We start from the raw sequence: 19,000 nt of genomic DNA, 5'->3' as shown, positions 1-19,000 counted from the left end.
CGATCAGAAAACGCTCACGTCGGGTTTGTTTACGCTTGCCGGCATACTCAGCATCGGCGAAGGAGATCTGCTTCATCGGAAAACTCGGCGGGTGGTGTCCGGCTATTTTGCCAAAATCAGGAAGTCTTTTTCAGAGTTTCCTTAAGCAGTTTCGGGTGCGTTACTCGCGATGATTTTTTCAATGACGGAGGCAGTTCGGCCCCCTGATCTCACTGTTCCTCTGGGCCGTGGGACTCCTTGCCAGAAAGCCGTCCCCCCACGGAAAATTTAGGAGAGTTGCCGTGACCATGGTTCATGAGCGCACCCGTAGTGTGGTGCAGACAAGAGACTTCTTGCGCGACTTATCCAGGGACTCATCCCTGCCTGAACCCATCCGCCGCGAGGCCGAACGTCTTTTACGACACTACCCAGAAGCAGCTGATATCTGGCTCGCCGGCAAGCTTGAAGCACGACGCAGAGAGGAATTATCTCTATTGGCGGACAAGCATGGTCCCCTACATCCGGCATTGGGCTGCTGGTTAGTAGCTGAACCGCTGTTCTGTGACGAAAGCGCTACGTCGAGTTCAAACCACGGAGAATGATTGAGTTTCATCTCAAGCAGATGACCCTGCTAAGCGACTTGCCGGCTCCAACTCTTTGCCTTTTTCCAATGCAAAGGATTGCAGCGAACAAGTCGCTGAATGTCGCGTTAGTCACCAAGAAAGTTAGTGGCCGCTAACGATCAGCCGTCCCAGTCTAATAACTGCTTCAGGCCGGGAATCGCCAGTTGCAACAGGCTTGAACCGGCCAGATGATACGCATCATCTCCCTTATCCCTTGCGCCAAAAGGTATTCACTGCTTTGTCCAGAACTTCGTGAATATCGAACTGCCTTTCCCAAGGCATTGACTTTCTCCTCCAGCGTTATCACATGGATTCATGACTTTACTATTTTTCAGGTAACACCTCGGTCAATGGCCAGGAGACTTCCTAGCCATCGCTTGTCCGCGTTGCGTGAGCCGGACTCAGTTTCCCGAGCCCAGCGTCAAGATACAGAGCGGTCGATTAGCTACAGTGCTTTCGGCGCAGCATCTTTGATGGTTGGCCAGTTTTCATTGGCTTTTGCGATATTCCCTTGTACATCCTCGAGCCAGCGGGCTTGAGCTTCCTTGTGTACGTTCAGGTACAACTTGCCATCTACCACACGCCAGAGTAGCGGATTGACATCCAGTTTTTTCTCCAGGGCTACGCCCATCGCACAGAAGCCGCCAAAGGCTGGCGCATACTTGCCCGGGTCTTGTTTGAAGGCATCCCGATTCTCGCTGCTAGCAAACCAGTAGGTTGATCCATCGATGGTTTCCGCAAGGGTCGACGCGCCCTGCTGAGGGCCACTCGAGGTGAAATAGGAAACGGGGTCGTAACCTTGAAGTGCGATGCCCTTGCTATCGACGTTAAGCGCACTGGTGGACTGCTCGTCATAGGCATGGGCGGCCTGTGGCGTCGCTATGGATGCCGCCGCAGTGATGGCAAGGATCGCCATTGCAGCAATCAGGCTGCGGCTTGAGGTGCGGGGAAGTGAGGTCATGTGAGTCTCCAAAGTTCAACAAGTTAATGTCGCCCATGCTGGTCCCGGTATGCACGGCCAGCATCAAACGGCTGTACATAACCTATCGCGCAACGTGATACGCAGGGTGTTTTAAAGTATCGTATCCATGACCATTCGTATCATTGGCGATTCCATGGATAGGCTCACCCACCTGCTAGACCATTTCTCTCTACGCGCCGGTGTTTTCTATGCCGGTCAGTTTTGTGGCGTGCAATCCTTCCAGGCGCTCCCTGCGCGAGGCCACATCCATTTGATCAGGCGTGGGCCGGTTCAGCTGATTGGCTTGGGAAAAGATGCGATTGCCGTTGCGCGGCCAACGCTCTTGTTTCTGCCTCGCCCAACAAACCACCGCTTGCAGGCAGATGAACATGCAGGGGCCGATATCGTCTGCGGTTCTGTTAAATTCGAGGGGGGGAGCGTGAATCCCATAACCGATGCTCTGCCGGGCGTGGTGATGGTCGAACTCGCCGAACTCACCGGGGAAGGCAGCTTGCTGGATCTGATGTTTGAGGAGGCCTTTGCTGAGCGCAGCGGCAAACAGGCGATCATGGATCGTCTGTGTGAGGTGCTATTGATTAGCCTGCTTCGCCATTGCATCGAGCAAGGGCTCACGCAAAGGGGCACGCTGGCAGGCCTTTCAGACAACCGTTTAGCAAAGGCCCTGATTGCCATGCACAATGATCCGGCTCGGCAGTGGGATCTAGCCTCCATGTCGTTGCTGGCAGGAATGTCTCGGGCTCGTTTTGCACATCACTTTCGTCAAGTCACGGGCGAGACCCCTGCTGATTATCTGGCCTCATGGAGGGTCATGCTGGCTCAGAGACTTCTGAAACGTGGCTATCAGTTGAAATACGTCGCCTACGATGTTGGTTATGGCAGCGCGAGTGCCCTAACCCGAGTCTTTACCCGAAAGGTGGGTTGTGCGCCTAGCGACTGGGTCAAGCAGCATGACCAGTGAGGCACGGGTGTCCCGCACCCAGCCTGACTCTACAGGACCGCAGTGCGCAGCCTTGGTTACCCCAAAAAGTCATTGACCCGCTCAACACAGCATCCCGTTGAGATAGCGTTGGGCCTGCGGGTCGCGGGCACTTTCGAACAGTTCGCAGGCCGGACCGCTGTCCAGCACGCAGCCGCAGCCATCGCGCACCCAGCACACCGCCACGTGATCGGCCAGGCGCCGCGCCTGGGCCAGGTTGTGGGTGACCATGAGCAAGGTGTAACGGCCTTTCAGACTGTCGATCAGGCCTTCGACCGTGGCGCTGGCGATCGGGTCCAGGGCGCTGCACGGCTCGTCGAGCAGTAGCACGCGGGGCTCCAGGGCCAGGGCGCGGGCGAAGCACAGGCGCTGTTGCTGGCCGCCGGACAGCCCCAGTGCCGGCTTGTGCAGACGGTCGCGCACCTCGTTCCACAAACCCGTGGCTTGCAACGCCTGCTCCATGCGGCCATGCAGTTCGCGCTTATCGCGCACACCATGCTCGCGCAGGGCAAACAGGATGTTCTCGGCAATGCTCAGGGGGAACGGGTTGGGCTGCTGGAACACCATGCCCACCTGACGGCGCAGGGCTTGCACATCCACTGCCCCGTTCAGTACATCCTGATTATCGATCAGCACCCGGCCGCTGACTCGCGCACCCGGGATGAGGTCGCTCATGCGGTTGACCGCCGACAGCATGCTGCTCTTGCCACAGCCGCTGGGACCGACCACGGCCATGAGCTCGCCTGGGGCAACATCCAGCGACGCGCCCAGTAAGGCCCCCTGCTCGCCATAGTGCACGCTGAGGTTCTGGATACTGAGTGAAGGCGGTTGCGTTGCAGCAGTCATAACATCATCTCGCGAAGGAAAGCGGTCGTTTGCCGATCTGCCAGGCCAGCAACTGAATCACCAGCGCGAAGCCCAGCAAGACCAGGGCGGTTGCCGCCGATGCCGGACTACCGCCGGATACATTCATGGCCAGGTCATAGATATGCACGGCCAGGGTACGTCCGGAGTCGAACAGGCTCTCCGGCCAGCGCATCACATAACCGGCGGTGAACAGCAGCACGGCGGTTTCCGCCAGGGCGCGCCCGGCGCTGAGCACCAGGGCGGCGGCAATCCCCGGGGCCGCAAACGGCAGCAGGATGCGCCGCAGGTAACCGACCCGGGAGATGGCCAAGCTGGCAGCCGCCTGTCGGTAACTCTGCGGGCAGTCGCGCAGGGCCTGCTCGCAACCGCGGATAAACAGCGGCAGGACCATGCAGGCCAGGGTGCAACCACCGGCCAGCAACGAATAGCCCCAGCCCAGTTCGACCACGAATAGGCGATAACCGAACAGGCCGAAGACCACCGAGGGCACGGCACCCAGACCGTCAAGCGCCCATTGCAGGGTCAGGTTGAGGCGACCCTCGGGACGTACCTGCTCCACCAGAAACAGCGCCGTACCCAGGCCCAGGGGCACCGCCAGGCTCATGCAGATCAGCAATACCAAGGCGGTGGACACAATGATCGGCCCGATCCCACCGCTACGCCCTGCCTGCTCGGGTTCAGCCAGCAGAAACTGCCAGTCGAGCACGCCTATGCCATCGCCGAATACCGTCCACAGCAGGCTCAGGGGGGCCAGCATCAGCACCAGCGCCAACAGTCCCAGGGCGCGGGCGCGCCAGGCTTCCCGGCGGTTCATGTACGGCTGCCATAGAGACGCGCCAGCGCCATCAGCAACAGCGCCAATACCAGCAACAGCCAGCCACTGAGATACAGCGCCTGCAGATGAGGGCCCGTGGCATAGCTCATTTCCAAGGCAATGTTTGCGGTCAACGTCCTGACCGGCGCAAACGGCGAGCCGGGCCACTGCACCACATTGCCCGCCACCATCAGCACCGCCATGGTTTCGCCCAGCGCCCGTCCCAGTTGCAACAGGATGGCCGGCCACAGTCGCGGCCAGGCTGCGGGCAGCAGCACGCGACGAATCGCCGACCAGGGCGAAACACCCAGGCACAAGGCCGCCGGCAGGTGGCGACGGGCGCTTTCGCGCAAGGCCACATCGGCCTGCACCATCAGCAGCGGCAGGATCATCAGCGCCAGCACGATGCCCGCCGCCAACAGACTGGCACCCGGCGGCAGCCAGGCACCGAGCAGCGGCACCAGCACCACCAGCCCCCAGAGTCCATAGACCACCGAAGGAATGCTGGCCATCAGGCCGAGCATGGCCCCATAGACCCGTGCCACGGCCGCTGGCGCGTAGAAGATCAGCCAGATGCTCACCAACAGCCCCGCCGGCACTGCCAGCAGCAGGGCCAGCAGGCTGCTGAGCAGAGACGCGCCGAGCATGGCCTGCAGGCCGAACAGACCATTGGCCGGTTGCCAGCTTGCGCCCAACAGGCTTGCCGGTTGCTGCAGCAACGGCCAACTGGCCTGGGTCAGAAACAGCAGAATCAGCAGCAGCACCACCGCAGCGGTCAACGCACAGCCCAGGCTGGCCGCGCGCAACAGCCAGTCCAGGTTAGAGCGCAGGGATAAAGGCGTGCTGATCGACAAGGTCGGCCACCTCGCTGGACTGGGCGAAGGCCAGCAATGCGCGGGTATTGGCATCCGGCTCACCATTCACTACCAGGTTCAACTCGCGACTCAGCGGGTACTGGCCAGCAAGCAAGGCCGCGGTCGAAGCCGCCTGGCCATCCAGCGCCAACAGCTTGATCGGCGCGCCCAGTTTCACCTCGTACTCGGCACTGCCAATCGATACGTAGCCGATCGCCAACGGGTTGCCAGCCACCGACTTGATGCCTTGCTGGTTGTCGCCGATTACCAGATCCGGATGAACCTCCGCGTTATCCAGCCCGAAGTGCTGGAGAAACAACTCCAGAGTCGAGTGACCTTCGGCCTTGTGTACTTTCACCACCTGCCCCGCTGCGCCGCCCAGATCCGACCAGTCACTGAGTTTGCCGGTATAAAGAGCCACCACCTGCTCGCTGCTGATGCCATCGAGCGGGTTGCTGGCGTGGACGATCATGGCGATGCCATCCTGGGCAATGGTGTAGGGCACCAGATCCCGCTCATCTGCATGCAACGAACGCGATGCCATGCCGATGGCCGCCAGGCCGCTGCGGGCATCCTGGATGCCGCGCGAAGTGCCGCCGGCCTGGACATCGACTCGCACATCGGGGTGCTGGGTTTCGAAACGCTTGCCGATTTCGACCATCAAGGGGGCAATGGTGCTGGAGCCGGAGAGCGTAATGGTCTGTTTGTCTTGTGGGGCACACGCGCTCAGAAGCAGCGTTGTGCAGGCCAGCGCGATAAGGTTGCGACTGATCATCTGTTTGAAACTCCTTAGCAACAACTGGCTGGCGAAGAGGCGGCGGCACCCTGTTGGTCGAACGGCAGACCGCCGCCACAGCCCGCGAACAGGCCGAAGTGGCGGCTGAAGTCGCCGATAAACTGGAAGTGCGCGGCGAAGCGGCTGTCCTTGAGCATGTGCCAGGTATTGCCGCACACCGGGAACACCCGGCCGGTCTCGATGCGGTGATGCTTGTCCAGCACGAAGGCCGTGGCCGCGCCGGGGATGCTGCCCTGGTAGATCACCGCCTGGCCGTAATCCTCGCAGGCCGGCTCCAGGCCATCCAGCTTGAACAGCCGGTAGGTGGCAGAGAAAAACCGCGCATCGCCGAGCTTGTCGGCCAAGGCCGGGTCGGTGATGGCGATCGGCTGATCCTCGACCAGACGCGGATCGCTGAAGCCATGGCGGCGCGCCAGGTGCTCGAAATCGTTCCAGTACAGGGCACCGCCCAGGCATTCGCCGTACAGCACCTCGTCCTGACGCAGTTCGTCGGCCAAGCGGCGGTCGGCGTAGACATCGGAGAAATACAGCTCTCCGCCCGGCTTGAGCAGGCGGTAGGCCTCGCGCAACACGCTGTCCTTGTCCGGCGACAGGTTGATCACGCAATTGGAGACGATCACATCGAAGCTGGCGTCGGCCAGATCCAGCGCCGCCAGGTCCTCGATATAGCCGTGGCGGAAGGCCACGTTGGCGTAGCCGAAGCGTTCGGCGTGGTAGTCCAGGTGCGCATTGGCCACAGCCAGCTGCTCGGCGGTCATGTCCACACCCAGCACCGAACCCTGCGGTCCCACCAACTGCGCCAGCACATAGCAGTCGCGCCCGGAACCACTGCCCAGATCCAGCACCCGGCAACCCTGCAGCAGCGCCGGCGCCACCAGGCCGCAGCCGTAGTAGCGCGCGCTGACCTCCGGGTGCACATTGGCCAGCAGCGGCTTGAGCCAGGCCGGCATGTTGGCCACATCGCAGCAGGCGCTGGTCTTCAGGTCGCCGCTGTTCTGCAGGACCTTGCCGTAGTAGTTCTGTACCGATTCGTGCATGGATAACCTCTGTTCATGGAGCTGTTCATGAAGTACGTCGCCCTGCGCAGTAAACAGGCAGAACAACATCATGCAAAATGATTGACTCGCTACCCACCTAGATAGAAAAAATCCACATTTGTTACAGCAATAACCACGACATGTGTTCACCCAGTCCAAAGCGCGAAGCCCATATCAGGGTGAGGTTATCGGGCACCGCGTTGGTCAAAGAAAAAAAGGCTGTCATGCATCCTGGCAATGGCTGAATCACTGTCATGCGAATGCAATGGACGATATTTAAGATCAGCTCATGTTCAGATATCTAGATAACCAGACATGAGCCTATACGCACTCACCCGGGATCGCGGCGAAGCGATTTATATCCAGATTGCCCGCCTGCTGGAACAGGATATTGCCCGCCAATACAGCCCCGGCGACGGGCTGCCTGCCGAGGCCGAACTGGCCGCACGCTTTGGCGTCAATCGGCACACCTTGCGCCGGGCCGTGGATGAATTGGTCGAGGCCGGGCTGGTAGAGCGCCGCCATGGGCGTGGCGTGTTTGTGATCGACACCCAGCTCGATTATCAGCTCAATGCCGGCACCCGCTTCACCGAAACCCTGAGTGCTCAGGGTTTCACCACCGAAACCAAGATTCTCAGAAAACAAAAAATCCCGGCCAGTGAGCGCGTCGCCGAGCGGCTAGGTCTTGCTAGTGGTGCACCCTTGATCTGGATCGAGACCCAACGCATCGCGGCCGAGCGACCCTTGTGCGTGATTTCCCACTTCGTCAGTGCCGAACGCTTTCCCGAGCTGTTCGAACACTACACGGGCGGGTCTTTGCATGCCTACCTGGAACAGGCGTATGGCTGCGTGCTGCGGCGTACCGAGAGCCTGGTGACCTCAGTGCTCCCGCAGGGAGATGACGCACGATTGCTGGGCATGCCACAGAACCAGCCGGTACTGAGAGTAAAAAGTGTGAATGTAGACGACAGGGCTGCAACCCCAGTCGAGTACGCCATCACCCGGTTCCGCGCCGACCGGATCCAACTGCGCATCAACCCATGACAGACCTTCACATCCATCAACCTTGATCATCAACCTGCAGGAGCTGTTGCAATGTATCTGAAACAACGCATGAGTCGCAAATTGCTGACCGTTGGCCTAAGCCTAATCACGGCAGCCGCCACTGCCATCCTACCGTTAACGGGCTATGCCCAGGCGCAGAACGATGGCAGTGCACAGCAACCGTTGCGCGTCATTCTGGTACCGGCAGACGGCGGCACCGAAGACGGTACCAAACAAGATTTCCAGCCGATTTTCTCGGCCATTACCCGCGCCACCGAGCTGAATTTCGACATCAAGGTCGGGCAAAGCTATTCGGCGGTTATCGAGGCCATGTGCAATGGCGCAGCCGACATCGCCTGGTACGGCCCGGCCAGTTACCTGCAGGCCCGTGAACGTGACTGTGCCGAACTGCTGGCCCTGGCGGTACGCGACGGCCAATCGGTTTATTACTCGGGCATTTTTGTCCGTAGCGATGCCGGCATCGACGCGATCGCAGATATCAAGGGCAAGCGCATCGCCCTGGGTGACGTCAACTCAACCTCCAGCTTCGCGGTGCCGGTGGCGATGCTGCTGACGGCGGGTGTCGATCCGGCGCGCGATACCTCGATCAACATGACCGGCAGCCATGCCAATGTGCTCAAGGCCCTGGCCGAAGGGCTGGTGGATGCTGGTGGCGCATCGTTCGACTCCTTCGAGAAGGCCGTCAATGCCAAGGCCATTGAGCCGGGCAGCCTCAGCGTACTGACCAAGAGCGCGCCCATTCCGTATCCGCCACTGGCCATGCACCCCAAGCTTGACGATGCGGTGAAAGCCAAGTTGCGCGAGGCCTTCGACAACATTGCCAGCCTGCCAGGCATCAGCCCCGAGCAGATTCGGGGTTACGGCGGCGGCAAAGTCGACGGTTACACCTCCCAGGTCAGCGAACAGGACATGGCCAATGCCGGCCTGATGTTCGACAAGGTCACCGATCAGGTCAAGACCGAGATCATGAACAAGGCTGGCGCGCGCTAAGCGGGTTCGATGCCAACCAAGCGGCGCACAGTTGCTCTGCGCGCCGCTCTTCCCAGGAGTCCGTCCATGATTCGTTTCGATTGCATTTCCAAGGTATGGCCCGATGGCACCCAGGCACTCCGTGATATTTCGCTGCATGTGCCGCGCGGTCAGTTCTGTGTGATTCTCGGCCCATCGGGTGCCGGCAAATCGACCCTGCTGCGCGCGGTCAATGGCTTGATGCAGCCAAGCAGCGGCACCGTCAGCATCGACGGTGTGGCCCTCACCACGGCCAGCGAGCGTGCCTTGCGCAAGCGCATTGCCATGATTCACCAGCACTTCAACCTGACCAACCGCATGACGGTAGCCGCCAACGTGCTGGCCGGCCTGTTGCCAGCGGTCACCACGCTGCGTGCACTGAGCGGCTGGTTCAGCCCCGAACAACGGGCTCGCGCCTGTCGCTTGCTCGACCAGGTCGGCCTGTCACCGGCGCACCTGCAACGCCGCGCCGGCGACCTCTCCGGTGGCCAGCAACAACGTGTCGGGATTGCTCGCGCCTTCATGCTCGACCCGGAAGTGGTGCTGGCAGACGAACCGGTGGCCAGTCTCGACCCGAAAATTTCCCGCGACATTTTATCGCTGATTCGTGATGCCGCCCGTGAGCGCAATGCCAGCGTACTGTGCAGCTTGCACCAGATCGATCTGGCGCGTGAGTTCGGTGACCGCATTATCGGCATGCGTGACGGCAAGGTGGTGTTCGACGGCACACCGGCGGAGCTCTCCGACCAGCGAGTCGAAGCTCTGTATCAAGGCGCCCAGTGGGAGGATCAAGAGCCGGCCAACCCTGCGCCTATGCCTGACCAACTTGCCGCTGCCTGCTGAGGAATGCTCCATGAGTGCAAAACCCATCCCCGTACCCGCCGAAGGCAAGCGCCTCGACTGGCACCTGAGCCACCCCTACTCCGCACGACATGTCGCCATTGCCCTGCTGCTGCTGGCAGTGATTTTGGTCACCGGCCACCGTACCGAGATGGATCGCATGGTGGTGATGACCGGCGAGGCAGCCGGCAATCTGCTCGGTCTCAATGACGATTCCCAGGTGGTTCGGGGTCTGTCGCGGGTTGCCAGCGCCATGTGGCCACCGGTGATTGCCAGTCAGGAAGAGGTCGGTCGTTTACCGGAACTGAACCGTGATCGGCTGCCGGCCTTTGCCCGCATCGAGGTTCAGGAGCGCGTCGTACAGACGCTCAACCACGAGACCCTGCAACTGGAAAGCGCTACCAGCCAGGTGGAGTATCTGGTCAACCCTCTCGGTTACCTCTGGACCGTGCTGGTGAAAATGCTGGAAACCCTGGAGATCGCCATCTGGGGCACCTTGTTGTCGGTTGCGCTGTCGATTCCGCTGGCTTACTACGCGGCCCGCAATTACAGCCCTAACCGCGCCACCTATACCATGGCCCGCGGCACCATCAGCCTGCTGCGCTCGGCACCGGAACTGATCGTCGCCTTGTTTCTGGTCCTGGCGTACGGTTTCGGCCCCATCGCCGGTGTACTCGCCCTGGGTCTGCATGCCGCCGGCTTTCTTGGCAAGTTCTACGCCGAAGATATCGAGAACGCCGACAAGAAACCCCAGGAAGCCCTCGAAGCCATAGGCGCGGGAAAAGTCAAAACCCTGTGGTATGGCGTGATGCCGCAAGTGGCACCGCAATACATTGCCTACACGCTCTACATTCTTGATCGCAACCTGCGCATGGCCACCGTGATCGGGCTGGTGGGTGCAGGCGGTATTGGCCAGGAGTTGAAGGGCCGCTTCGACATGTTCCAGTACGGTCATGTGGCAACCATTTTGCTGGCGATCTTTCTCGCCGTGTTCCTCCTCGATCAATTCTCGGCCCGCTTGCGCGCCAGGCTCATGTAACGCGCCTGTGCCGAGCACACTGCCGAAACCAGTTATCTAGACATCTATTCATCCATACACACATGTGGAAGCCCGAACATGAATGCAACACCGCCCACCCTGCCCCCGCGCGGGCAGTGGCCGCGCCTGCTGCTGGCCGTACCGGCCGCATCGGTGCGGGCCCTGGCCGAGCAACTGACGCACACCCTGCAGGTTGAAGACCTGCACCTGCCACAGTCCGGCCTCGGCTTGCTGAGCCTGCGCGACAGCGCGCTCAACGATACGTATTTCCCCGGTGAAATACCGGTGTCCCGCGCCCATGTGCGGGTAACCGCAGGGAGCGGCATACCGGTCGAAGGCGCCGCCCAGCTGCTCGACGACCGCGCCAGCCTGGCCCGCGCCATCGCCGTGATCGACGCGGTTCTGGCCGGGCAGTTGCCGGGATTCGCCCAAGTCCTGCCCCTGTTGCAGGCCGGCCAGGCTCGCCTGGATGCCGACAAACGCGTGCGCCAGGCCCTGTTGAGCACCACCCGCGTCGACTTTTCCCTGATCGGCACTGAGCAGGATGATGACAATGACTAAGCAGCCCACACACACCTGTACACCCGCTGGCGGCACGGCGCTGCAGGCCTGGCAGCCGCTGACCCAGCAAGCCGTGTTCCGCCAGTTATTGCATGCCTTCAGTTATCCGGGACAGATCATGGCCCTGGACTGCGAAGATGCCATGACCCATGTGCTGGCCACGTTGCTCGACGCCGAAGTCAGCCTGGCCGATGTCCACGAGCAGCTCGACGCCCTGGCCTGGCAACGCCTGCAGGCACGTCGACAGGTTGTTGAACAGGCCAATTTCGTCCTGCTCGATGGCAGTCGCCCGGCGTTGTGCGAACCCGCCCTTGGCACGCTCGAATCCCCCGAGGGAGGGGCCACGCTGATTTTGCGCGTGGCGCAACTGGGTACAGGAACGCCGCTTGCGCTTAGCGGGCCGGGTATCGCCTCGTGCACGGCGCTGTCGGTCAGCGGCTTGCACAGCAGCTGGCTGCAGGCACGCCAACGCTGGAATGTCGGTTTCCCACTCGGTGTGGATCTGCTGCTGGTTGATCAACAGCAACTGGTTGCCCTGCCACGCACTACAGCCGTGCAGTTTGACGTTCTAGGAGCAGACTAATGGGTTACGTAGCAATCAAAGGCGGCGGCCGCGCCATCCAGGGTGCCGATGCCGCGCTGGACGCCCTGCGTACGCGCGAAGGCGAGCAAGGTACACCGCTGTCTCTCGACACCATTGAAAACCAGTTACGCCTGCTCACCTCACGGGTGATTTCCGAGGGCGGCCTGTATCACCCACGCCTGGCCGCACTGGCCATCAAGCAGATGCAGGGCGATACCCTGGAGGCCGCATTCGCCTTGCGTGCTTACCGCTCGACCAAGCCGCGCCTGCTGCAAACACCAGTGCAGAACACCGCCAACATGCGTCTGATTCGCCGTATTTCGTCGGCGTTCAAGGACATTCCCGGCGGCCAGATGCTCGGCCCTACGCCGGACTATGCCTTGCGCCTGATGCGCATGGATCTTGCCGACGAGTCACCCGAAGCGTTCCGCAGCATGGCCCAGCGTTTCCTGGATGACGTGCCGGCCAGTGACTTGCCCGACAGCTTCCCCAAAGTGGTCGATGCGCTGCGTGCCGAGGGCCTGCTGCCGGCGCTGGAAAACACGACGCAAGAGGCCTTCGACATCACCCGCGAGCCCCTGGTTTTTCCTGTTCCACGCTCGGCTGCGCTGGCTACCATGGCCCGTGCCGAGACCGGTTCGCTGCTAGCGATTGCCTACTCCAACATGCGCGGCTACGGCGATGTGCACCCAACCATTGCAGAACTGCGGGTCGGCTATCTACCGGTGATGCTGCCACACCCGGTCACCGGCGAGCCGGTTGAAGCCGGTGAAGTGTTGATGACCGAATGTGAGGTGGTTGCCATGTACGAGAATGAGGATGGCAGCGGCACGCCCACCTTCACCCTCGGTTACGGCGCCTGTTTCGGCCACAACGAAGTCAAGGCCATTTCCATGGCGATTCTTGACCGGGCACTGCAAAAAGGCATGCGCGACGGCCCCGGCAACCCCTCAGAGGATCCCGAGTTCGTCCTGCTGCACGTCGATGGCGTCGACTCCATGGGCTTTGCCAGCCACTACAAGATGCCGCACTACGTGACCTTCCAGTCTGACATGGATCGCCTGCGCACCACGCAGCAAAAGCAGGCGCAAAGCGAACCCTCGACACCGGGAGATTGCGCATGAACCCGCTCTATACCTTGCCTGTCGATGAGCCGGCTTACAGCTTTGGCTTTCTCGACGAATACGCCAAGCGCGAAGTGCGCCGCAGCATTCTCAAGGCCATCTGCATCCCTGGTTACCAGACCCCCTATGCCTCCCGGGAAATGCCCATGGGGCGGGGCTTTGGTACTGGCGGCCTGCAACTGACACTGGCCCTGATCGGCCCCGGTGACACCCTGAAGGTCATCGACCAGGGCGCCGACGACTCGGTCAATGCGGTCAATCTTCGCCACTTCGTCGAACTGACATGCCCAGGCGTCGACACCAGCGAACACACCGCCGAGGCCAGCCTGATTCAGTCGCGCCACCGCATTCCCGAACGACCACTGGAGCCAAGCCAGGTGCTGGTGCTGCAAGTGCCCTACCCCGATCCGCTGGTGATCGTCGAAGCGTCGGAATCGCGGCGCAAAGTGATGCACGGTGAAGGCGACTACTCGCGCCTGCTGACCAAGCTCTATGAAGATATCGTGCAATTCGACGAGATCACCATTGCCCACCGTTATCCCACCCGAATCAACGGCCATTATGTGATCGACCCCAGCCCGATCCCGCGCTTCGATATCAGCAAACTGCACCAATCGCGGGCCCTGACGCTGCTCGGTGCTGGCCGCGAAAAGAAGATCTACGCCGTGCCGCCCTATACCAATGCCGCGCCCCTGGTCTTCGACGATGTGCCCTTCCGCGTTGAAGACTTCACCGACGACGATGGCCATCGCCGCCCGTGCGGGCGTTGCGCCAGCCGCGAGTCCTTCCTCGATGAAATCATCGACGACAGCGGCACGCGCCATTGGCAATGCTCGGATTCCGATTACTGCAACGAGCACCTCGCCCAAGCCGACACCGGGGAACGCCCATGAAAAAGATTCTTGAAGTGCGCGGGCTTTCGCGCATTCACGGCCGCTCCTGCCCACGCTGCGTCGACAGCACCGGCCCCGAGCACGACAGCAATATCTGCCCGCACTGCGGTTCAGTGGTGGCCGCGCATGGTATCGACTTCGACCTCAATGCCGGCGAGATACTCGGCATCATGGGCGAGTCCGGCAGTGGCAAGTCCACCGTGGTCAAAACCCTGTTCTTCGATGAGCAGCCCAGTGCCGGGCAGGCCATTTTCCATGACGGCGAGCGCCAGCATGACCTCTTTGCGCTGAATGCAGCGCAGAGCCGATGGCTGCGCAATCACCGCTTCGGCATGGTCTATCAGAACCCACACCTGGGCTTGAATTTCAACGTCTCGGCCGGCGGCAATATCGCCGAGCGCCTGTTGATGAATGACATCAGCCATTACGGTGATATCCGCACCCGTGCCCGCCAATTGCTGACCCGCACCGAAGTATTGCCCGAGCGCATGGACGAATCGCCCAGGCAGTTTTCCGGCGGCATGCAGCAACGCGTACAAATCGCCAAGGCACTGGCCACCCGGCCACCGCTGCTGTTTCTCGACGAAGTCACCACGGGTTTGGACCTGTCGGTGCAAGCGCGGATTCTCGACCTGATCCTGGAAATCCAACAGGAACTCAACACCGCGATGGTTGTGGTCACTCACGACCTGGGCGTGATCCGCCTGCTCGCCGGGCGCACCCTGGTGATGAAGTACGGTCGGGTAATCGAGTCGGGCCTGACCGACCAGATTCTCGAAGATCCCCAGCACGCCTACACCCAGCGCCTGGTTGCCTCCGCCCTTTAAAGGAACCCCTTATGCACGCCATTCTTGATGTCCAAGGGCTGTCCAAGCACTTTCAGCTCTTCGACCAGAACGCCCTGATCCCGTCCTGCGCGGAGGTTGCCCTTAAGGTGTATGCGGGCCAGCTCACCGCTCTGGTCGGGCCAACCGGTGCCGGCAAATCGTCTGTACTCAAGTGCATCTTCCGCACCTACCTGCCCAGCGCAGGCCGTCTGTTCTACCGCGACGGCAGCGATAACCTGGTTGACCTGGCGCACGCCAGCGAGCAGCAGATACTCGAACTGCGCAGCCGTGAAATCGGCTTTGTCACACAATTCCTGCACTGCCTGCCCCGCAAAAGCGCACTCGAGGTGGTCAGCGCGCCCTTGCTCAAACGCGGCATAGCCGCGCCTGAAGCCCAGGAAAAAGCCGCTGAACTGCTGCAACTGCTCAATGTTCCGCAGCGCCTGTGGCACGTACCGCCGGCGACCTTTTCCGGCGGCGAGAAGCAGCGCATCAACCTGGCCCGCGGCCTGATTGCCCGCCCGCGCCTGCTGCTGCTCGACGAACCCACCGCCAGCCTCGACCCGGCAACCACCGAACGGGTCATCGACCTGTTGCAATCGATCAAAGCCGAAGGCGTGGCCATGCTGGCCATCTTCCACCAACCCGAACTGGTCACACGCCTGGCTGAACAGGCGGTTCGTCTGAGCCCACCGAAAATGACGACCCAGACCAACCTGCTGGAGACTTGCGCATGAACTCAATCCTGCTGACCCATGCCCGCGTGGTACTGGCCAATGAAGTTCTCGACGATTGCGCGCTGTTGCTCGAAGAGGGGCGTATTACCGCCATTGACCCGGCCCATGGCCACGGCGCGCGTGAGCTCGACCTCAGCGGCCGGACCTTGATGCCGGGCATGATCGACCTGCACTGCGATGCCCTGGAAAAAGAAGTCGAACCGCGCCCCGGCGTTCACTTCCCCCTGGATTTCGCCTGCGCCCAGGCCGATCGGCGTAACGCCACCGCCGGCATCACCACGGTGTTCCACGCGCTGTCGTTCGCCAACCATGAACTGGGTGTGCGCAACAACGCCTTCGCCGCCGAGATTGCCCGGGCCATGGCGGCGTTCCAACCCCATGCGCTGATCGACAACCGGATTCATGCGCGCTACGAAGTCACCGACGAAAGCGCCCCGCCGCTGCTGGCCGAACTGCTCGAAAGCGGCATGGCACACCTGCTGTCTTTCATGGACCACAGCCCCGGCCAGGGTCAGTTCAAGGATGTCGCCGCCTACCGTGCATACCTGTCGCGTGCCTACAAGACTACAGACGCGGCACTGGACATGTTGCTCGCGCAAAAGGCCGAAGCGGCGACCAGTGCCATGACGCGCATGTCCACCCTGGCCAAGCTGGCGCGCCAGCAGGGAATCGCTTTGGCCAGCCATGACGATGACTCGCCGGAAAAAATCGCCACCCTGATTGACCTGGGCGCGGTGATCTCCGAGTTCCCGGTCAACCTGGAAACCGCCCAGGCCGCCAAGGTCCGCGGCATGGCCACACTCTTTGGCGCACCGAACATCCTCCGCGGCCGCTCGCAATCGGGTTCCATGCGTGCACTCGACGCTGTCCTGGCAGGGGTCGCCGACTGCCTGTGTGGCGACTACTCGGCGGCCGCCCTACTACCCTCGGTCATGCGCCTGCCACAGCTGGCCGGTATCGACCTGGCCCAGGCAGTCGCGCTGGTCACCCGCAACCCGGCGCGGGCCGCCGGCCTGGATGACCGTGGTGAAATCGCCGTTGGCAAACGCGCCGACCTGATTGCGGTGAAAGACCTCGGCGGCCTGCCACAGGCCGAGCGCGTGTGGGTCAAGGGTGTGCAGGTTTTGTCGGCACACTTTGACCACGCTTAGGAGCCAACCTGATGACTGCGTGCCTTATCTACCTGATGGGTGCCTCCGGCAGCGGCAAGGACAGCCTGTTGCAGTACGCCCGTGACGCGCTTGCCAGCGACCCGGCGGTGGTCTTTGCCCACCGCTACATCACCCGCCCTGCAGCAGCCGGGGGGGAAAATCATGTGGCGCTCAGCGCGCAGGAGTTCGCTGCACGCAAGGCCGCCGGGCTGTTCGCCCTCGACTGGTGCAGCCATGGTTTGCACTACGCTATCGGCGTCGAAATCGACCAGTGGCTGGAGCGCGATATCTGCGTGGTGGTCAATGGCTCGCGGGGCTACCTGCCCCAGGCGCGGCAGCGCTATGCGCAGCTTTTACCAGTGTCGATCGAGGTGGCACCAGAGGTCCTGCGCGCGCGCCTGACGGCGCGCGGACGGGAAAACGCCAGTGCCATCGAGGCGCGTCTGGAGCAACACCAGCGCCTGCATGCCGTGCCCGGCGACGCGGTGCAGATCAACAACGATGGCCCGCTGCCTGTCGCCGGCCAGCAGTTGCTGACACTTATTTGCCAACAACGCAGGGGCAAACCATGCGCATAACCTTTCTCGGCACGGCGGGTGCCGGTGGCGTTCCCCGTTATGGCTGCGACTGCCGGGCCTGTACGCGGGCACGGGCGGATCTTGCCTGGCAACGCCTACCCTGTTCGGCACTGATCGAGGCCGACGGCCAGCGCATCCTCCTCGATGCCGGGCTGATGGATCTGCACGAGCGCTTCCCGGCCGGCACACTGGACGCCATCGTTCTGACCCACTTTCATGCCGATCACGTTCAGGGCCTGTTCCACCTGCGTTGGGGCAAGGGTGCGCGCATCCCGGTCTATGCGCCGCCGGATGCCGAGGGTTGCGCGGACCTGTACAAGCATCCGGGGCTGCTCGAATTTCGTCCATTGCGCGCCTTCGAACCCTTCACCCTGGGGGCGCTGCGGATCACCCCGCTGCCACTGAACCACTCGAAACCGACCTTCGGTTACGCCATCGAGGCCACCAGTAGCGCGCGCTTTGCCTACCTCACCGACACCCTGGGCCTGCCAGCGCAGACCGAGGCCTTTCTTGCCGCCTGGCAGGCCGACGGTCTGGCGATCGACTGCAGCAGCGCACCAACCGAGATTCCGGGCAACCACAACGATTGGTCACGTGCGCTGGCCAGCATCCAGTGCGTCGCACCCCGGCATGCCTGGCTCACGCATATTGGTCATGGCCTCGACAGCTGGTTGATTGAGCAGCCGCCTGAATTAGCACCGGACATCCATATCGCCCACGATGGCGCAATCATCGAGATCAGCGCCGCTGTGCGCTCAGCCCCTCAACCATGCTGAGCGAGGCAGGGCTTGCCCTCGGTGCCTCGGTGCTGATGCACGTCACCTGGAACCTGATCGCCCGCCAGCAACCACGCAATGCCTTTGCCTTATGGTGGGCATTGGCCGCGCATCTGTTGTTGCTGGCACCCTGGGGGCTCAACGCCTTGCTGCGCGAGGTGCAGTGGACGCCGGCTTTCGTCGCGCTGCTGGCGACCTCGGCGGCAGCCAATGTGCTGTATTTCATTGGTCTGCGGCGTGCCTACACGCATGCCCCCGTAGCCCTGGTCTACCCGTTGGTGCGCAGTTCCCCGCTGCTGATTGCGCTGTGGAGCACATTACTGCTTGGCGAAACACTGTCCACCATGAGTTGGCTCGGGATTGGCCTGAGTGTCGTCGGCCTGGGGCTGATGGCGGGCGGTCAGCGCGGTGGCAGCGATGCGCGCGCCATACCCTGGGCGCTACTGGCGATGTTCAGCACCAGCATTTACTCACTCAGCGACCGTGCTGCCAGCGCATCGATCAACAGCTTTGCCGGGCTGGTGGGCTTTATCAGCGTGGGCTATGGCATGGCATGGCTGGTGATGAGTGTCGAGCTGTATCGCGAAACCGGACTCTGCATGCCACGCCAACGCATTGCCTGGCCGGCCCTGCTGATCGGCGGCTTGAGCATCGGCCTGGCCTATGCGCTGGTGATACACGCCATGCGCTTCATGCCGGCCGCCGAAGCGGTGGCCTACAGCAACGCGGGAATCATTCTGGCGAGCCTGATCTCGATCTTCGTCTTCGCTGAACGCCAAGCCTGGCGCCAGCGCCTGTGCGGCGCTCTGATCATCTGTGTCGGGTTGCTGGTGATGCGCCTATAGCGGCCAAATGTAGCCAAGACGCGATCCATCCCGGACAGAATGGCT

At 61.9% G+C, this 19,000-nt stretch carries 22 protein-coding genes; 16 read left to right on the top strand and 6 right to left on the bottom strand.

From position 1 onward, the window contains the following. Nucleotides 1-287 precede the first annotated feature (287 nt). A complete protein-coding gene (locus Q8O80_RS07100) occupies nucleotides 288-581 on the top strand; it encodes a BPSL0761 family protein (protein WP_305578394.1) in 294 nt (97 codons plus the stop codon). Nucleotides 582-1,047: 466 nt separating this feature from the next. On the opposite strand, the gene Q8O80_RS07095 is transcribed toward Q8O80_RS07100, so the two are convergent. After that, nucleotides 1,048-1,563 carry a YHS domain-containing (seleno)protein gene (locus Q8O80_RS07095; protein WP_305578392.1) on the bottom strand — a complete coding sequence of 172 codons (516 nt, stop codon included), beginning with the start codon at nucleotides 1,561-1,563 and terminating at the stop codon, nucleotides 1,048-1,050. A 127-nt stretch (nucleotides 1,564-1,690) separates the two neighbouring features. Between Q8O80_RS07095 and Q8O80_RS07090 the strand changes: the two genes are divergently transcribed. Further along, nucleotides 1,691-2,542: an AraC family transcriptional regulator gene (locus Q8O80_RS07090; RefSeq protein WP_305578390.1), complete on the top strand. Its 852-nt coding sequence runs from the start codon at nucleotides 1,691-1,693 to the stop codon at nucleotides 2,540-2,542. A gap of 81 nt (nucleotides 2,543-2,623) precedes the next feature. Here Q8O80_RS07090 and Q8O80_RS07085 read toward each other — a convergent pair whose 3' ends face one another. From Q8O80_RS07085 to Q8O80_RS07065, 5 genes are read right to left on the bottom strand one after another with little or no spacing between them, the layout of a single operon-like run. Beyond that, entirely contained in the window at nucleotides 2,624-3,406 is a 783-nt protein-coding gene (locus tag Q8O80_RS07085) for a phosphate ABC transporter ATP-binding protein (RefSeq protein ID WP_305578388.1), read from the bottom strand. 4 nt (nucleotides 3,407-3,410) lie between these two features. Further along, a complete protein-coding gene (pstA, locus tag Q8O80_RS07080; protein ID WP_305578387.1) occupies nucleotides 3,411-4,241 on the bottom strand; it encodes a phosphate ABC transporter permease PstA in 831 nt (276 codons plus the stop codon). Continuing rightward, nucleotides 4,238-5,095 (bottom strand): phosphate ABC transporter permease subunit PstC, encoded by an 858-nt coding sequence (pstC, locus tag Q8O80_RS07075; RefSeq protein ID WP_305578386.1) that lies wholly within the window; start codon nucleotides 5,093-5,095, stop codon nucleotides 4,238-4,240. Before pstC ends, pstA begins: the two co-directional genes overlap by 4 nt. Further along, nucleotides 5,061-5,870, bottom strand: coding sequence for a phosphate ABC transporter substrate-binding protein (locus tag Q8O80_RS07070; RefSeq protein ID WP_305578384.1), 810 nt, complete (start codon nucleotides 5,868-5,870; stop codon nucleotides 5,061-5,063). The genes pstC and Q8O80_RS07070 overlap by 35 nt, the downstream gene beginning before the upstream one ends. 14 nt (nucleotides 5,871-5,884) lie before the next feature. Then, nucleotides 5,885-6,928, bottom strand: a complete 1,044-nt coding sequence (locus Q8O80_RS07065) for a methyltransferase domain-containing protein (protein WP_305578382.1) — start codon at nucleotides 6,926-6,928, stop codon at nucleotides 5,885-5,887. A 315-nt stretch (nucleotides 6,929-7,243) separates the two neighbouring features. On the opposite strand from Q8O80_RS07065, the gene phnF reads away from it, so the two are divergent. The 14 genes from phnF to Q8O80_RS06995 all read left to right on the top strand — a co-directional run bounded on the left by phnF (nucleotide 7,244) and on the right by Q8O80_RS06995 (nucleotide 18,955). Continuing rightward, nucleotides 7,244-7,972, top strand: a complete 729-nt coding sequence (gene phnF / locus Q8O80_RS07060) for a phosphonate metabolism transcriptional regulator PhnF (RefSeq protein WP_305578380.1) — start codon at nucleotides 7,244-7,246, stop codon at nucleotides 7,970-7,972. A gap of 69 nt (nucleotides 7,973-8,041) precedes the next feature. Beyond that, nucleotides 8,042-8,983 carry a phosphate/phosphite/phosphonate ABC transporter substrate-binding protein gene (locus Q8O80_RS07055; RefSeq protein ID WP_305578378.1) on the top strand — a complete coding sequence of 314 codons (942 nt, stop codon included), beginning with the start codon at nucleotides 8,042-8,044 and terminating at the stop codon, nucleotides 8,981-8,983. Between the two features lie 9 nt (nucleotides 8,984-8,992). Then, nucleotides 8,993-9,844 (top strand): phosphonate ABC transporter ATP-binding protein, encoded by an 852-nt coding sequence (phnC, locus tag Q8O80_RS07050; RefSeq protein WP_305578376.1) that lies wholly within the window; start codon nucleotides 8,993-8,995, stop codon nucleotides 9,842-9,844. A gap of 10 nt (nucleotides 9,845-9,854) precedes the next feature. Continuing rightward, nucleotides 9,855-10,880, top strand: coding sequence for a phosphonate ABC transporter, permease protein PhnE (phnE, locus tag Q8O80_RS07045; protein WP_305578374.1), 1,026 nt, complete (start codon nucleotides 9,855-9,857; stop codon nucleotides 10,878-10,880). A gap of 78 nt (nucleotides 10,881-10,958) precedes the next feature. Next, on the top strand, nucleotides 10,959-11,441 hold the full coding sequence (gene phnG, locus Q8O80_RS07040) for a phosphonate C-P lyase system protein PhnG (protein ID WP_305578372.1): 483 nt from the start codon (nucleotides 10,959-10,961) through the stop codon (nucleotides 11,439-11,441). After that, nucleotides 11,434-12,024 carry a phosphonate C-P lyase system protein PhnH gene (gene phnH / locus Q8O80_RS07035; protein WP_305578370.1) on the top strand — a complete coding sequence of 197 codons (591 nt, stop codon included), beginning with the start codon at nucleotides 11,434-11,436 and terminating at the stop codon, nucleotides 12,022-12,024. The genes phnG and phnH overlap by 8 nt, the downstream gene beginning before the upstream one ends. Further along, a complete protein-coding gene (locus tag Q8O80_RS07030; protein WP_305578368.1) occupies nucleotides 12,024-13,148 on the top strand; it encodes a carbon-phosphorus lyase complex subunit PhnI in 1,125 nt (374 codons plus the stop codon). The genes phnH and Q8O80_RS07030 overlap by 1 nt, the downstream gene beginning before the upstream one ends. After that, nucleotides 13,145-14,041: an alpha-D-ribose 1-methylphosphonate 5-phosphate C-P-lyase PhnJ gene (locus tag Q8O80_RS07025; RefSeq protein WP_305578366.1), complete on the top strand. Its 897-nt coding sequence runs from the start codon at nucleotides 13,145-13,147 to the stop codon at nucleotides 14,039-14,041. Before Q8O80_RS07030 ends, Q8O80_RS07025 begins: the two co-directional genes overlap by 4 nt. Further along, complete coding sequence (locus Q8O80_RS07020) at nucleotides 14,038-14,868, top strand: ATP-binding cassette domain-containing protein (protein ID WP_305578364.1); 831 nt, start codon at nucleotides 14,038-14,040, stop codon at nucleotides 14,866-14,868. Before Q8O80_RS07025 ends, Q8O80_RS07020 begins: the two co-directional genes overlap by 4 nt. Before the next feature lie 11 nt (nucleotides 14,869-14,879). Beyond that, entirely contained in the window at nucleotides 14,880-15,605 is a 726-nt protein-coding gene (phnL, locus tag Q8O80_RS07015) for a phosphonate C-P lyase system protein PhnL (protein WP_305578362.1), read from the top strand. Continuing rightward, on the top strand, nucleotides 15,602-16,756 hold the full coding sequence (locus Q8O80_RS07010; RefSeq protein WP_305578360.1) for an alpha-D-ribose 1-methylphosphonate 5-triphosphate diphosphatase: 1,155 nt from the start codon (nucleotides 15,602-15,604) through the stop codon (nucleotides 16,754-16,756). Before phnL ends, Q8O80_RS07010 begins: the two co-directional genes overlap by 4 nt. A gap of 11 nt (nucleotides 16,757-16,767) precedes the next feature. Beyond that, the gene (gene phnN, locus Q8O80_RS07005) at nucleotides 16,768-17,334 is read left to right on the top strand and encodes a phosphonate metabolism protein/1,5-bisphosphokinase (PRPP-forming) PhnN (protein WP_305578358.1); all 567 of its coding nucleotides are present in this window, start codon (nucleotides 16,768-16,770) and stop codon (nucleotides 17,332-17,334) included. After that, complete coding sequence (phnP, locus tag Q8O80_RS07000) at nucleotides 17,325-18,110, top strand: phosphonate metabolism protein PhnP (protein WP_305578356.1); 786 nt, start codon at nucleotides 17,325-17,327, stop codon at nucleotides 18,108-18,110. Before phnN ends, phnP begins: the two co-directional genes overlap by 10 nt. Continuing rightward, nucleotides 18,104-18,955, top strand: coding sequence for an EamA family transporter (locus Q8O80_RS06995; protein WP_305578354.1), 852 nt, complete (start codon nucleotides 18,104-18,106; stop codon nucleotides 18,953-18,955). Before phnP ends, Q8O80_RS06995 begins: the two co-directional genes overlap by 7 nt. Nucleotides 18,956-19,000: the final 45 nt, after the last annotated feature.

The sequence above is a fragment of the Devosia sp. genome (genome assembly GCF_030689745.1).
Lineage (GTDB): Bacteria > Pseudomonadota > Alphaproteobacteria > Rhizobiales > Devosiaceae > Devosia > Devosia alba.
Note: the sequence above shows the minus strand (reverse complement) of the source record. Positions and strands in the feature narration are given on the sequence as shown.